This is a genomic window from Streptomyces sp. NPDC020742 (genome assembly GCF_040641675.1).
Taxonomy (GTDB): Bacteria; Actinomycetota; Actinomycetes; order Streptomycetales; family Streptomycetaceae; genus Streptomyces.
Genome location: NZ_JBFAEA010000008.1, coordinates 268,229 through 281,609, shown reverse-complemented (window position 1 = coordinate 281,609; position 13,381 = coordinate 268,229). Strand labels below are relative to the sequence as shown.

At 71.7% G+C, this 13,381-nt stretch carries 11 protein-coding genes and 1 pseudogene; 6 read left to right on the top strand and 6 right to left on the bottom strand.

Translation table 11 applies throughout. From position 1 onward, the window contains the following. Positions 1–100 precede the first annotated feature (100 nt). Entirely contained in the window at positions 101–913 is an 813-nt protein-coding gene (gene mltG, locus AB0G84_RS17520) for an endolytic transglycosylase MltG (protein WP_361321010.1), read from the top strand. A 222-nt stretch (positions 914–1,135) separates the two neighbouring features. Here mltG and AB0G84_RS17515 read toward each other — a convergent pair whose 3' ends face one another. The 4 genes from AB0G84_RS17515 to AB0G84_RS17500 all read right to left on the bottom strand — a co-directional run bounded on the left by AB0G84_RS17515 (position 1,136) and on the right by AB0G84_RS17500 (position 5,070). Next, entirely contained in the window at positions 1,136–1,909 is a 774-nt protein-coding gene (locus tag AB0G84_RS17515; RefSeq protein ID WP_361321008.1) for an ABC transporter permease subunit, read from the bottom strand. 22 nt (positions 1,910–1,931) lie between these two features. After that, positions 1,932–2,843, bottom strand: coding sequence for an ABC transporter ATP-binding protein (locus AB0G84_RS17510; protein ID WP_361321006.1), 912 nt, complete (start codon positions 2,841–2,843; stop codon positions 1,932–1,934). Between the two features lie 150 nt (positions 2,844–2,993). Continuing rightward, positions 2,994–3,926: an ABC transporter permease gene (locus AB0G84_RS17505; protein WP_361321004.1), complete on the bottom strand. Its 933-nt coding sequence runs from the start codon at positions 3,924–3,926 to the stop codon at positions 2,994–2,996. Beyond that, positions 3,916–5,070 carry an ABC transporter ATP-binding protein gene (locus tag AB0G84_RS17500; protein WP_361321074.1) on the bottom strand — a complete coding sequence of 385 codons (1,155 nt, stop codon included), beginning with the start codon at positions 5,068–5,070 and terminating at the stop codon, positions 3,916–3,918. Before AB0G84_RS17500 ends, AB0G84_RS17505 begins: the two co-directional genes overlap by 11 nt. A 275-nt stretch (positions 5,071–5,345) precedes the next feature. On the opposite strand from AB0G84_RS17500, the gene AB0G84_RS17495 reads away from it, so the two are divergent. The 3 genes and pseudogenes from AB0G84_RS17495 to AB0G84_RS17485 form a co-directional block, all read left to right on the top strand. Further along, the gene (locus tag AB0G84_RS17495) at positions 5,346–6,212 is read left to right on the top strand and encodes a M24 family metallopeptidase (protein ID WP_361321002.1); all 867 of its coding nucleotides are present in this window, start codon (positions 5,346–5,348) and stop codon (positions 6,210–6,212) included. A 119-nt stretch (positions 6,213–6,331) separates the two neighbouring features. Then, positions 6,332–8,095 (top strand): SDR family oxidoreductase, encoded by a 1,764-nt coding sequence (locus tag AB0G84_RS17490; protein ID WP_361321072.1) that lies wholly within the window; start codon positions 6,332–6,334, stop codon positions 8,093–8,095. Positions 8,096–8,576: 481 nt separating this feature from the next. After that, positions 8,577–9,278 (top strand): annotated as a pseudogene (locus AB0G84_RS17485) (MerR family transcriptional regulator); the annotation flags it as partial. A gap of 625 nt (positions 9,279–9,903) precedes the next feature. On the opposite strand, the gene AB0G84_RS17480 reads toward AB0G84_RS17485, so the two are convergent. After that, positions 9,904–11,250, bottom strand: coding sequence for a carotenoid oxygenase family protein (locus tag AB0G84_RS17480; RefSeq protein ID WP_361321000.1), 1,347 nt, complete (start codon positions 11,248–11,250; stop codon positions 9,904–9,906). Further along, the gene (locus AB0G84_RS17475; protein ID WP_361320998.1) at positions 11,247–11,837 is read right to left on the bottom strand and encodes a hypothetical protein; all 591 of its coding nucleotides are present in this window, start codon (positions 11,835–11,837) and stop codon (positions 11,247–11,249) included. Before AB0G84_RS17475 ends, AB0G84_RS17480 begins: the two co-directional genes overlap by 4 nt. A 117-nt stretch (positions 11,838–11,954) precedes the next feature. Here AB0G84_RS17475 and AB0G84_RS17470 point away from each other — a divergent pair, with 117 nt between their 5' ends. Together AB0G84_RS17470 and AB0G84_RS17465 are read left to right on the top strand one after the other, a co-directional pair. Next, positions 11,955–12,569 (top strand): PadR family transcriptional regulator, encoded by a 615-nt coding sequence (locus tag AB0G84_RS17470; RefSeq protein WP_361320996.1) that lies wholly within the window; start codon positions 11,955–11,957, stop codon positions 12,567–12,569. 131 nt (positions 12,570–12,700) lie between these two features. Beyond that, complete coding sequence (locus AB0G84_RS17465) at positions 12,701–13,243, top strand: RNA 2'-phosphotransferase (RefSeq protein ID WP_361320994.1); 543 nt, start codon at positions 12,701–12,703, stop codon at positions 13,241–13,243. Positions 13,244–13,381 lie beyond the last annotated feature (138 nt).

Genomic DNA, 13,381 nt, shown 5'->3' with positions numbered 1-13,381 from the left:
GGACGAGGTCCCGTGACGACAGGGTGAACACTCTCCGTCATCGGCAACGATCCGGGGGTGGCCGCCCCTCGGCCGACCGGTCGTCGCTTACCGTGCCCTCATGAGCGAGGTTCCCCCCACCGTTCGCCGGCCCGGACCGCGGTTCTCCCGCACCGGCCGGCTCCTTCTGGTGGCCGTGCTGGCCGTCCTGGTCATCGTGGCCGTGGTGGTCGTGCCCCGGCTGCTGCGCGGCATCGGGCCCGAGCAGCAGCTGACCGTCCCGGAGGGACAGCGGGCCGGCCAGGTCTACGCCGCTGCCGACAAGGCGCTGCACCTGCCCAGCGGCTCCACCGAGAAGGCCGCCAGGAGCGCACGGCTGCCGCTGCCGGCCGAGGCCAAGGGCAACCCGGAGGGCTACCTCTTCCCGGCGACCTATCCGGTCGCCTCGGACGCCACGCCGGCCTCGCTGCTCTCGTACATGGTCAAGACCGCCAACCAGCGACTCGCCGCGGACCGCATCACCTCCTACCGGACGGTGGTGATCGCCAGCATCGTGCAGGCCGAGGCGGACCGGCCGGCGGACATGGGCAAGGTGGCACGGGTGATCACCAACCGGATCGCCCGACACATGCCGCTGCAGATGGACTCGACGATCAACTACGCGCTGGGCCGTAGCACCCTCCACACCAGCCACGACGACACCAAGACCAACAGCCCTTACAACACCTACAAGTACGAGGGCCTGCCGCCCACGCCGATCGACAACCCGGGTGCGGAGGCGCTGAAGGCGGCCGGTGCGCCGCCCGAGGGCGACTGGCTGTACTTCGTCACAGTCAAGCCGGGCGACACCCGATTCACCGCGGACTACCAGGAGCACCTGCGCAACGTCCAGGAGTTCAACGACCGGCAGAAGGGCACCGGCGAGGGCGCCTAGCGAAGCACGGTGCGGTGGCACCTCAGGGCACGATGCAGCGACGCTCGTCGGGGCACGATGCAGCGACGCTCATCGGGGCATGATGCGGCGGCGCCCCCAAGGCACGGTGCGGTGGCTCGGCGACGGGGCACAGTGCGGCGACGACGGGGCGACGGGGCGCGCAGCGACGCCCCGTACACCGTGCCCGCCCTGCCCGCCCGCTCCCCGCCGCCGGTTCGGTTCCTACTCCTCACCCGCCAGGGTGAGCGCCTTGAGCCGGCGGCCGGTGTACCAGGTGGCGCCGACCGTCAGGACCACCAACAGCACGACGGCGAGCGGCAGTCCGACGGCGGAGGTGATCGCGCCTTCCGCTGCGGCGTGCTGGCCGATGGACAGTGCCCACTGCTGGATGCTGAGGGTGCGGGCGCCGGGGACGAGGTTCCCGAAGAGCGACTCCCAGACCAGGGCGTAGACCAGGCCGAACACCACGGCGTGCCGGGAGATGGTGCCGAACAGCAGGAACAGGGCGCTGTAGGCGATCGAGGCGACGGCCGCGGCCACGGCGTACCCCACCGCTATCTGCTGGCTGTTGCCGTTGAGGAGGAACCCGGCCAGCAGCACCGGGACCGCGGAGAAGGCGACCGTGACACCGATCGCGACCAGGAGCTTGGTGAGCACGATCGTCAGCCGGGACACCGGCTTGGCCAGGAGGTAGACGACCGAGCCATCGTCGATCTCCGGGCCGATCGCGCCCGTACCGGCGATCACGCCGATCAGCGGCACCATCGTGCCCAGGGCGAAACCGCCCAGGATGCTGCCGGCGGTGGAGTCGTCCGCGCCGGCCAGCACGCGCACGGCCACCGCGATGACCACCAGGAAGGCGGGCAGCGCGAAGAGGATCAGGGCCCGCCGCCGGCCGAGCAGACCGCGGTAGGTGAGCCGGGCGACGGTCGGGTGGAACAGTGCCGCCTTGGGGGCGGCGGAGGCCGGCGGGGCCGTCGGAGTGGTCGTGGACATGCGTCAGGGCTCCTTTCAGGCCTCAGGCCGCTACGAGGTAGGAGAAGACGGATTCCAGCGATTCGTCGGAGGGCGAGACCGTCAGCAGCCGGATGCCGTGGTCGCGGGCGACCCGCGGCAGCAGTTCGGTGAAGCGGGCGAAGTCGACGGCCTGGATGCGCAGTGCGTCCTCGGCGAGGTCGACCTCGATGCCGGACGTCGAGGGGTCGGCGATCAGCGCACCGGCCAGCGCCCGGTCGTTGTCGGACCGGACGAGGTAGCGGTGCGGGCGGTCGGTCATCAGCCGGCGGATCTTGCGGAAGTCACCGGACGCGGCGTGCCGGCCGGCCACCACCACCTCGATGTGCGAGGCGAGTTGCTCGACCTCCTCCAGGATGTGCGAGGAGAACAGCACCGTGCGGCCCTGCTCGCCCATCTGCCGCAGCAGCTCCATCAGCTGCATCCGCTGACGCGGGTCCATGCCGTTGAAGGGCTCGTCGAGCAGCAGCACGGACGGGTCGTGGACCAACGCGGACGCCATCTTCACCCGCTGCCGCATGCCCTTGCTGTAGGTCGCGATCTTGCGGTCCTGGGCGTACTCCATCTCGACGGTGGCCAGCGCCCGGGCCGCCTCCTTCCGTCCCAGGCCGTGCAACTCGGCGTTGGCCAGGACGAATTCGCGCCCGGTGAGGACGTCGTACATCGCCTCGCGCTCGGGGACGATGCCGATGTGGCGGTAGATCGCGGCGTTGCGCCAGATCGTCGCCCCGTCGAGGGTGACCGAACCGCCCGAGGGGGCGAGGAAGCCGCCCATCATGTTGATCAGGGTGGACTTGCCGGCGCCGTTGGGGCCGAGCAGGCCGGTGACGCCGGGGCCGATGGTCATGGTGATGTCGTTGACCGCAACGACGTTGCCGAACCAGCGGGAGACGTGATCGATCCTAAGTGTGCTCATGGGCGCGGCCCATTCCTTGAGGGGTGGTGGTCGGGCGACGGGCGGGCACTCATGGGCGCAGCCCATTCCTTGAGGGGTGGTGGTCGGGCGACGGGCGGGCACTCATGGGCACGGCCCCTTCCTCCGACGGGTGGGGAGAACGGGTGGGTGTCACAGTCCGGCCTTGCGGTAGCGGCGCATCAGCAGGGCATAGCTGCCGGCGACGACGGACAGGATGACGAGGAGGTAGACGGCGGCGGCACCGGTGGTGGGCTCCAGGCCGTTGGGGAAGGAGCTGGCGCCACCGAGGAGGGCCGACTGCACCCCGTCGATCAGGGTGATCGGGGAGAACAGCCCCAACCAGCCCACTGCGGACTCATTGCCCTGCATGAAGGCGATGTTCTGGATGGCGGTGACCGCGGCGTAGGGAATGGTCAGTACGGCGATCACGGCGGCGACGCCGAAGCCGCGGCGTGGGGTGAGCGCGGCGACGACCAGGCCTATCGCGGCGAAGAGCAGGGAGACCAACACCACGATGACCAGTCCCTTGGCCAGGCCCTCGGTCTGGTCGACGAAGTCCAGCTTCGCCAGCAGCGCCCCGATGTAGAGGATCAGCAGCGGGCTGGCGGTGAGCAGGAACAGGGCGCTGGCCATGGCCGCGAACTTCGACGCCACGTAGTCGACCCGCTCGATGGGGCGGGAGAAGTACAGCGGTACGGACTTGTAGCGCAGATCTCGGGAGACGGTCTGCGGGGCCTGGGCGGCGAGGTAGAGACCCATGACGGCCTGGAGGTTGATGGCGTAGCGGGTGTAGCCGACCGGCAGGCTGCCGGCCTTGGTGAACACCGTGATGGCGACCATCACCGCGGCCGGCAGGCACATCGCGGCGAACAGCAGCATCGGCAGCACCTTGCTCTTAGCCGAGCGGCCCAGGCCGTAGGCGCCGCGCAGGCTCTGGGAGTACAGCGACCGGCGGGCGTAGGCGCGGCCCAGGCGGGGGCCGTCGTAGTGGCGGTAGCCGATGTTGTGGATGAACGCCCCGCCCTGGGCCGCGGAGACGGACCGCGGGGCGGCGGAGGCGGACGGTGTGGGCTCAGGCGACATCGGGGGCGCCTCCTTCCCGGGTGGCGTACGGGGTGCCGGGGGCGCCCGCGGCGGCGGACCCGATGGGATCGGTGGCTCCGCCGGTGCCAGTGGCTCCGGCGGGACCGGCAGAGCCGGTGGGACCAGCGGGACCGGCAGCTTCGGCGGTTCCGCTGGATCCAGCAGAACCGGTGGATCCAGCGGGACCAGTGGATGCCGCGTCCGTGTCCGCGTCGCGGAAGACCTCGGCGATCCGGTGGCGGCGCTGCTCCATGCGGATCAGACCGAGTCCGAGCCCGGCGACGGTGTCCCGCACCAGGTCGTAGGTCTCCTCGCCGGCCACCTCGATCAGGAGGATCCGGCCGGAGGCCGCGAGGCCGTCGGTGCCGGGGGAGCCGGTGGCGGCCGCGACACCGGCGCCGGCCAGCGCCGCGCGGAGCGCCCCGGTGCCGTCCGGATGGCTGTCGGTGTCCGTGACCTCCACCGCCAGCGAGGTGGTGACCTGGGTGAACTCATCGGTGGCGGAGGAGCGCAGCAGCTTGCCGCCGTCGATGACGACGACGTGGTCGCAGGTGCGCTCCAGCTCGCCGAGGAGGTGGGAGGTGACCAGGACCGAGATGCCGAAGTCGGTGTGGATGCGCCGGATCAGGCCGAGCATCTCGTCCCGCCCGGCGGGGTCGAGGCCGTTGGTGGGCTCGTCCAGGAACACCAGCTCCGGGTCGTGGACCAGCGCCTGGGCGAGCTTGACGCGCTGCCGCATGCCCGTCGAGTAGCCGCCGATGGGGCGGTAGCGCTCCTCGTACAGGCCGACGTGGCGCAGTGTGTCGGCGGTGCGCTCCCGGGCGGCGGTCGGCGGCAGACCGGACATCCGGGCCATGTGCACCACGAATTCGGTGGCCGAGATGTCCGGCGGCAGACAGTCGTGCTCGGGCATGTAGCCGACCCGCTCACGGATCGTGCCACCGTCCTTGGTCACGTCCAGACCGAGCACATGTGCGCTGCCTTCGGTGGCCGGGGCCAGGCCGAGGAGGATTTTGATCAGGGTGGACTTTCCGGCGCCGTTGGCACCCACCAGGCCCGTCACGCCGGGGGCGATGTCAACGGAGAGCCGGTCCAAGGCGGTCACCCGCGGGAACCGCTTGCTCAGGCTTTCGGTCACGATCACAGTCACGTCATCGACGGTAGTGCTGCCCGTCGAGCCGGTCGTCAGACCAGACGATGGGTTGTGGGTCAGCCTGCGGTATTACGGCCCGTAGGGGTTCTCCTGCTTTGAGCGGGCTCGGCGTCGGGGTCGGCGTGGGCCGGGTGGGCGCCGCCCGCCCAAGCGGCGGTGCGGGAGCCCATCGCCCCCTTGACGCCGCCGCCAGTCATTGTCACATTCATCAGTGTCAGGTTTTGGGTACGCACCGCGATGAACTGCTCACGGACGGACGGTTGGCGATGGCCCCAGTCTCCTCAGCGAAGCCGGCGGCAGCAGGTGGACTCGGCACCGAACTCAGGGGGTTCAGAGAGGTCCAACGGCTCGCCTACGCCTGTGCCGAGGCCGTGGCGGCCCAGCTGAAGCCCGGTGTCACCGAGCGCACGGCGGCACGGATGCAGCGCGACTGGCTGCACGAGCGCGGGGTACGGGACTGGTTCCATCTGCCGTTCGCCTGGTTCGGCGACCGCACGGCCTTCGTCAACTTCCGCATACCGCTGCAGTTCTTCCCCACCAACCGCGCGCTGGAGCCGGGGATGGCCTTCATCCTCGACATGGCGCCCATCCTCAACGGCTACCCGGCCGACATCGGCTACTCCGGCTGTCTGGGCCTCAACCCCGTGCACGACCGGCTGCTCGCCGACCTGGAGGCCCACCGGGAACTGATCCTGCGCGAGGTGCGCGAACGGCGCCCGCTGCGGGAGATCTACGAGGACGTGGACCGGCTGATGGTGCGGCAGGGCTACGCCAACCGGCACCGCGCCTACCCCTTCGGCGTCATCGCGCACAAGGTCGGCCGGGTCAGGCCGCGGCGCTGGTCCCCCACGCTCTTCGGGTTCGGAACCCAGTCCCTGAAGGGCCTCGCCTCCGATGCGTTGCACGGGCACCGTGACGGCTGGTCCCCGCTGTGGAGCCCGTACACCTTCTCCGACCACCCGCCGAAGCCGGGCGTCTGGGCGGTCGAACCCCACCTCGGATTCCGGGGAACCGGCGCGAAGTTCGAGGAGCTGCTGGTGGTGACGGACTCCAAGGACCCGCAGGAGAGCGCCTTTTGGTTGGACGACGATCTGCCGCATGTGCGGCGCTGGCAGGAGGAGAAGGCCGCGTGAACACGGGACGAGGACGGGACAAGGGCCGAGGTCGGGGCCGGGTCGAGGGCCCGGGGCAGAGCCCGGGGCCGGGGCAGGGCCCGGAGCAGCGGTCGGCCCAGGACCGGGGGCAAGGGCCGGTGGCGGGGCTCGCGGGGGCTTCGGTGCGCTGGGTGCGCACCGGTGGCGTGGAGCTGTGCGTCGCCGAACTCGGGGACCCGGCGCAGCCCACCGTGCTGTTGGTACACGGCTATCCGGACAGCAAGGAGGTGTGGTCCGAGGTCGCCCGCGGGCTGGCCGAACGCTTCCACGTCGTGCTCTACGACGTCCGGGGCTGCGGCCGGTCTACCGCCCCGCGGCCGCTGCGGGGCGGCTTCACGCTGGAGAAGCTGACGGACGACTTCCTGGCCGTCGCCGACGCCGTCAGCCCCGACCGCCCGGTCCACCTCGTCGGTCATGACTGGGGCTCGGTACAGGGCTGGGAGTTCGCCACCGTACGGCGCACGGAGGGCCGGATCGCGTCCTTCACCTCCCTGTCGGGCCCGTCGCTGGACCACTTCGCCCACTGGATCAAGAAGCGGACGGTGCGCCCGACCCCCCGCCGCGCCGCCCAGCTCCTCCATCAGAGCGCCAAGTCCTGGTACGTGTACCTGCTGCACACCCCGGTGCTGCCCGAGCTGGCCTGGAAGGGGCCGCTCGGCAAGCGCTGGCCGCGGGTACTGGAGCGGGTGGAGAAGGTGCCGGCCGGCGACTACCCGACCGCCTCCCTGCCGACCGACGCGGCCCACGGCGCCTGGCTCTACCGCGACAATGTGCTGCCCCGGCTCCGCCGCCCGCGCACGGACGCCTATGCGCACTGCCCGGTCCAGCTCATCACGCCCACCGGCGACGCCTTCCTCTCGCCCCGGCTCTACGACGATCTGGAGCAGTGGGCGCGCCAGCTGCTGCGCCGCACCCTGCCCGCCAAACACTGGGTGCCCCGTACCCGGCCCGACCAACTCGTCTCCTGGGTTACCGAGTTCATCACCGCCAGGGAGGAGGGCGATCCGGCGCAGCGGCACGCGGCCTCCGGAGCCTATGCGGACCGGTTCGGGGGCCAGTTGGTGCTGGTCACCGGTGCGGCCAGCGGTATCGGCCGGGCGACCGCGTTCGCCTTCGCGGAGGCCGGCGCCCGGGTCGTCGCCGTCGACCGGGACGCCGAGGGCGCGGCGCGGACCGCCGAGATGTCCCGGCTGATCGGCGCCCCGCAGGCCTGGGCAGAGGCCGTGGACGTCTCGGACGAGGCAGCGATGGAGAAGCTCGCCGACAAGGTCGACGCCGAGTACGGCACCGTCGACGTCCTGGTGAACAACGCCGGGATCGGCCTGTCCGGCTCCTTCCTCCAGACCACCACCGAGGACTGGAAGAAGGTCCTGGACGTCAATCTGTGGGGCGTCATACACGGCTGCCGGCTCTTCGGCCGACGGATGGCGGAGCGCGGGCAGGGCGGGCACATCGTCAACACCGCCTCGGCCGCCGCCTTCCAGCCGTCGAGGCTGCTACCCGCGTACAGCACCTCCAAGGCTGCGGTGCTGATGCTCAGCGAGTGCCTGCGCGCCGAACTGGCCGGCCAAGGCATCGGTGTCTCGGCCATCTGCCCCGGCCTGGTCAACACCAACATCACTGCCACTGCCCGCTTCGCTGGTGTCTCCGCCGAGGAGGAGAAACGCCGGCAGTCCCGGGCCGCGCGGATGTACGGATTGCGCAACTACCCGCCGGAGAAGGTCGCCGACGCGATTCTGCGCGCGGTGGCCCGCAACCAGGCGGTGGTGCCGGTCACCCCCGAGGCCCGCAGTGTCCGTCTGCTGTCCCGCCTCGCCCCGCGGGCCCTGCGCGCCCTCGCCCGCATCGAACCGAAGCTGTAGCCCGGGACGCCCTGCCCCAACGGGCCACGCGCTCCGACGTGCCCGCGGGCGGCCGGTGCCCCCGGCCGTCCACCGGGTCCACGAGCCGCCGCCCGGATACGCCGCCCAGGTACACCGGCACCCGGGCCGGGTGCGCCACCGCACGGGCCCGCCGGCCGGGTACGCCGCCGCACGGCCCATCGGCCGGAGCCGCCGCCCGGATGCGTTGGCCAGTCGGGTGCGCCGGAACACGGCACCGGCACGGCGATACCGAGGCGTCCGCGACGGCCGTACCATCCCCCGCAGGAAGGGCCGCGGTGCGCGTCCGTCGCCCGGCGTCGTCCCCGGCGCGCGCGGTCTGCGGCGGATCGACGGGCCGCGCCGACCGCCCGTTGCACGCGGCCATCTCATGAGGAGCACCACAGTGACCGAGCAGCCGCCGTCGGCCGCATCCCGCACAGCCGAACTCCCCCCAGCCGCCTACCGCTCAGCCGAGTACCGCATCGAGGACCTGGCCCAGCTCAGCGGCGCCACCGTCCGCACCATCCGCGCCTACCAGGACCGCGGCCTGCTCCCCCGGCCGGAGCGCCGCGGCCGGGCGAACGTCTACGGCGATGCCCACCTGGCCCGGCTGCGCCAGATCGCCGATCTGCTCGACCGCGGCTACACCCTCGCCAGCATCAAGGAGCTCCTCGCAGCCTGGGACGCGGGACTCGACCTCGGCGGGGTGCTGGGTCTGGTCGCCGAGATCGACGGGCCATGGACCGACGAGCAGGCCTCCCGGATCAGCCGCGCCGATCTGGACGCCGCCTTCGGTGGCAGCCCCGATGAGACGGCCCTCGCCGAGGCCGTCGAGCTGGGCGTCCTGGAGCGCCTCCCCGGCCGGGACGACGCGTTCCTGGTGCCGAGCCCGCGGGAACTGGCCGTCGCTGTCGAACTGCACTCCGCCGGCGTCCCGCTGACAGCCATCTCGGAGCATCTGCGGGAGTTGCGTGGCCAGGTGGAGCACATCGCCTCGCGCTTCCTGGACTTCACCACCGAGCACGTCTTCCGGCCGTTCCTGGACCACCCGCCCACCGAGGACGAGGCCGCGGAGGCCGCCGCCCTGGTACGCCGGCTGCGCCCGCTGGCCCAGCAGACCATCGACGCCGAACTCGCCCGCGCCATGCGCACCTTGGCCACCCGCTCCCTCCGCCAGCACCTCAGCGGGACGCTTCCGGCGGAGGAACGGCAGGCCACCGTGCCGGCCGCTCCGGCGACCGCACCGGAGGCGGGTACCACGGCGGCAGAGGCCACCCCGACCGCACCGGCCACGGCTCCGGCGGTCGCCCCGACGGCGGCACTGGTGACGGCACCGGTGCCGGATGACGCCCGGCGCGTGCCCCGGACCCGGACCTCCGCCGAGCCGGACGCGGACTCCCGTACCACGACCGACCCGGAGGCTGCCGCCTCGGAGGCGGTGGTGCTGCCCGCCGAAGCCGTACGGGCCGTTCGGGCCTTGGTGGGCGCCGGGAACACGGCGGCGTTCATCACCGCCGCGGCCCGGCGGGAAGTGCAGGCCCGCGCCATGGACGCGCTGGCCTCGGGCGGGCACCGGTCGGCGCCGCCCGCACCGGACACCAGGCCCGACGGAGCCGATGCCTGGGCCGGCGCCCCGGGCCCTCAGGACGGGGCCGCGGGCCCAGGGACCGGACCGTAGCCGTAGTCCCGCACCCCTGCCGGGGCGGCCGAGGCGGCGGACCCGGGACCGGGCCCGCCCTGCCTCTGCTCTTTGCGCGCTGTTCCGTTGACAAGGATCGGGCAGATGCGTCCGCTGCGCACCGGATTTATCAACTCACTGGATCCGGCAGCCAGTTGCCGTGGAAGCCGAACGGCACACGCTGCGGCAGATGGACGGTGGCGACGGGGTCGGCGGATATGTCCTCCGTATCGAGGATGACCAGATCGCTGGTGTCGGTCGTCGCGTCATGGACATAGGTGATCAGCCAGCCCGGCCCGCCGGGGCGGTCGTCAGCCGGGGCGAAGACCGCCTCGCCCGGTGTGCGGCCGGCGCCGAAGGCGTGCCGGACGACCTCACCGGTCTGCAGGTCGTAGCGGAGCAGGGCGCCCGGTATGTATCCGGTGCCGGGCAGCTCGCCGGTAGTGCCATGACCGAAGCGGGCCGCCTGCCCGGTGAGCCGGTCGTCCACCCGTGGGAACTCGCAGAGCTGGTCGTCGAGTTGTTCCTCGGTGACCGTGCCGGCGGCCAGGTCGATCGTCCAGCGCCACAGGCAGGGCGGCGCCACCCCGCCGAGGTCGGCATAGCGGGAAACGTAGAGAACGATGCGCTGGTCGCCGTCGTCATGGGCGTTGAGCGCGTGGAAGACATAGCAGGGGTCGATGGACAGCCAGCGGACCTCGCCATAGGGGTCGTCCCGGCGCAGCACGCCCAGCCGGGCGCCGTACCCCTCGTCCCAGCGGTACGGCATACCGGGGTGGCTGCGGTCGAAGACCATCGGGAGGTCCATGAAGACCACATGGCCGGCGGTGAGGTGGAAGTCATGCATCATCGTGTGCTGCGGCACCTCGACGGGGCGGCTGATCACCAACTCCCCCGACGCATCGGCACGGTGGTAGGTCAGATGCGGCCGGGTGGAGCCGTAGCCGAAGAAGTGCAGCTCCCCGGTCGTCGGGCAGGTCTTGGGGTGGGCGGTCATGGCGGTGGTGAGCCGACCGCCGAAGTCATGGGGGCCGACGGTCTCCAGCTCATGGCCCGGGCTGCAGTCGATCTCGTAGGGGAACGACGACTCGACCAGGGCGAAGGTGCGACCGGCGTGCCGGACGACATGGGTGTTGGCCACGCCCGCCGCCAGATTGCGACGGCCCCGCTCGTCCCGGACAGGCACGCCGTCGGTGAAGGTCGAGGTGCGCACCCAGCGGTTGCGGTAGGAGACGGCCCGGCCGCCCTCCAGGCGCAGGCCGTGGATCATCCCGTCCCCGAGGAACCAGTGCGCGGTGACGGCGTCCTTGGGGTTGGGGCCGTTCCGCAGGAACCAGCCGCTGAGTTCGGGCGGGATCACGCCGGTGACCGGGAGGTCGTAGGCGGTCAGCTCCTCGGTGACCGGGGCGAAGTTGCCGGCCATGTGCGGCGGTGGGGCGGTGGATTCCGACGGTGTGCTCGGCGATGTGGTGGTCATGAGGCCAGGCCCTCCTGGGCGTCGGGACGCACACCGGACTGCTCCATGAACCGGGCACGCGCCCGGTCGGGGTAGGCAGCGGTGAAGCGGGCGGGAAGGACGAATCCGGCGAGCTGGATGAGGACCGAGAAGGCCACGTTCAGCTCGTAGGCAGAGGCGACCGCCTGGGCGGCCGCGGTCAGGGTGAAGGACACCGCCCACGCGGACGTCAGCACGACGTTGATGTGGCGGAACAGCCAGGTGTCCCAGACCTCCGGCGGCGCCATCCGGCGGGCGATCCCCAGCGTGAAGGGCCGCCGTACGGCTATCGAGACCCAGGCGATGAGCGCCAGCCAGCCCATCGAGAGCGCCCCTCCGTACTGCTGGAGGCCACTGTCGGGCCGGGCGAAAGCCAGCCCGGTGAGGGCTGCGAAGTAGGTGATCGTGCCGTACTCCAGCAGCCGGTGGCCGAGCGCGAGTCCGCCGGCGCGGTCGACGAAGAGCAGAACGACGGAGACCGCCAGAGCCGCGAGTGCACCCCACTGCCAGCCGACCGAGGACACCCCCGCGAAGACCAACCACGGAACAAAGCCCCGCAGGTAGTTCATCTTTCCCCCTCATTGTTCGCGGTCACGGCTCCCCGGCCCGCCACATTCCATCTTCGACATGTCGAATGTAGAACCTCCTTCTTTGACATGTCAACAGTGGAAGGTAAAGTGCCGACCATGAGCCTGAGACACGCCGTACTGGGCCTGCTGGCCGAGTCCCCCGCGAGCGGCTACGACCTGATGAAGCTGTTCAACGCCTCGCTCGCCAACACCTGGCCGGCCACCCAGAGCCAGGTCTACGGCGAGCTCGGCAAGCTCACCGACGCCGGGCTGGTCGAGGTCGCCGCCCACGGCCCCCGCGGCCGCAAGGAGTACGCCATCACCGAGGAGGGCCTGGCGGAGCTGCGCCACTGGCTCACCGAGGTCGAGCCGAGCGGCCCCCCGCGCCACGACGGCCTGCTGCGCGTGTTCTTCCTCGGCATCGTCACGCCGCTCGAAGCGCAGACCTACCTGCTGCAACAGGCCGAGCGATCGGCCCGCGCCCACGCCACGTACCGGCACATCGACGAGACGACCGAGTGGGACGACGAGATGATCTCGGTCTACGGGCGGATCGCGCTGGAGTACGGTCTGCGGCTCTCGGCGGCCCAGGAGGAGTGGGCCCGTTGGGCGGCCGAGGAGGTCACCAGCGCCCGGGCGAAGAAGGCGAGCGAGCTGACACGGGCACACCTCCGCGAGAGCGGCCAGGACGGCGGCGCGGAGGACCGGCCCGCCCCCGGGGACGGGGGGTAGCCGAGGGCCCCTGGGGACCCGCGCCCGCCCTCTCCCGCCGTCACCTCACCGTCCACCCGCCGTCACGTCGTCCATCCCACCCGCCGTGAATTCAGGTGCCGCCCGCCCCACCCGCGCGGCACCCTGGAGGCATGGAAGAGCAACGCTCCGTGCGCCTCTCGAAGTACCTCGCCAGACATCTGCGGCATGCGCCGGAACGCATCGGCATCACCCTCGATTCCCAGGGCTGGGTTCCCGTGGACGAGCTGCTGTCCGCGGCCGCCCGCCATGGATTCCGGTTCTCCCGGGCGGAGTTGGAGACGGTGGTGGCCGACAACGACAAGCAGCGCTACTCCATCGAGGCCGGCCGGATCCGCGCCAACCAGGGCCACTCCGTCCCGGTGGACCTCGCGCTGCCGTCCGCCGTACCGCCCGCGCACCTCTTCCACGGCACGGTGGCCCGCAGCATCACCGCCATCCGGCGGGAGGGACTGCGCCCCATGACGCGGCACGCCGTCCACCTCTCGCCGGACCGCGCCACCGCGACCCGGGTGGGGGCACGGCGCGGCAGGCCGGTGGTGCTGACCGTGGATGCGGCGGCGATGCACCGGGCCGGTCATGTCTTCCAGGTCAGCGCCAACGGCGTCTGGCTCACCTCCACCGTGCCGGCCGCATTCCTGCACTTCCCGGGCTGACTCCTCGGGACGGCTTCTCAGCGCCACGCCCCGGGCGTCACGCCCGTCAGTGCTTAAAGACGCTCACGTCCCCAGGCTCGGCCTCCAGCACCGCACGGTCGAAGAGCAGGAGGCAGAGGACGAACAGAGCCCGTCCGG

Excerpts from the sequence above, each read along its gene's own strand:
- mltG (WP_361321010.1), top strand. The coding sequence starts at position 101 with ATGAGCGAGGTTCCCCCCACCGTTCGCCGGCCCGGACCGCGGTTCTCC.
- AB0G84_RS17475 (WP_361320998.1), bottom strand. The coding sequence starts at position 11,837 with ATGAACTACCTGCGGGGCTTTGTTCCGTGGTTGGTCTTCGCGGGGGTG.
- AB0G84_RS17480 (WP_361321000.1), bottom strand. The coding sequence starts at position 11,250 with ATGACCACCACATCGCCGAGCACACCGTCGGAATCCACCGCCCCACCG.
- AB0G84_RS17505 (WP_361321004.1), bottom strand. The coding sequence starts at position 3,926 with ATGTCGCCTGAGCCCACACCGTCCGCCTCCGCCGCCCCGCGGTCCGTC.
- AB0G84_RS17515 (WP_361321008.1), bottom strand. The coding sequence starts at position 1,909 with ATGTCCACGACCACTCCGACGGCCCCGCCGGCCTCCGCCGCCCCCAAG.
- AB0G84_RS17465 (WP_361320994.1), top strand. The coding sequence starts at position 12,701 with ATGGAAGAGCAACGCTCCGTGCGCCTCTCGAAGTACCTCGCCAGACAT.
- AB0G84_RS17495 (WP_361321002.1), top strand. The coding sequence starts at position 5,346 with ATGGCCCCAGTCTCCTCAGCGAAGCCGGCGGCAGCAGGTGGACTCGGC.
- AB0G84_RS17470 (WP_361320996.1), top strand. The coding sequence starts at position 11,955 with ATGAGCCTGAGACACGCCGTACTGGGCCTGCTGGCCGAGTCCCCCGCG.
- AB0G84_RS17510 (WP_361321006.1), bottom strand. The coding sequence starts at position 2,843 with ATGAGCACACTTAGGATCGATCACGTCTCCCGCTGGTTCGGCAACGTC.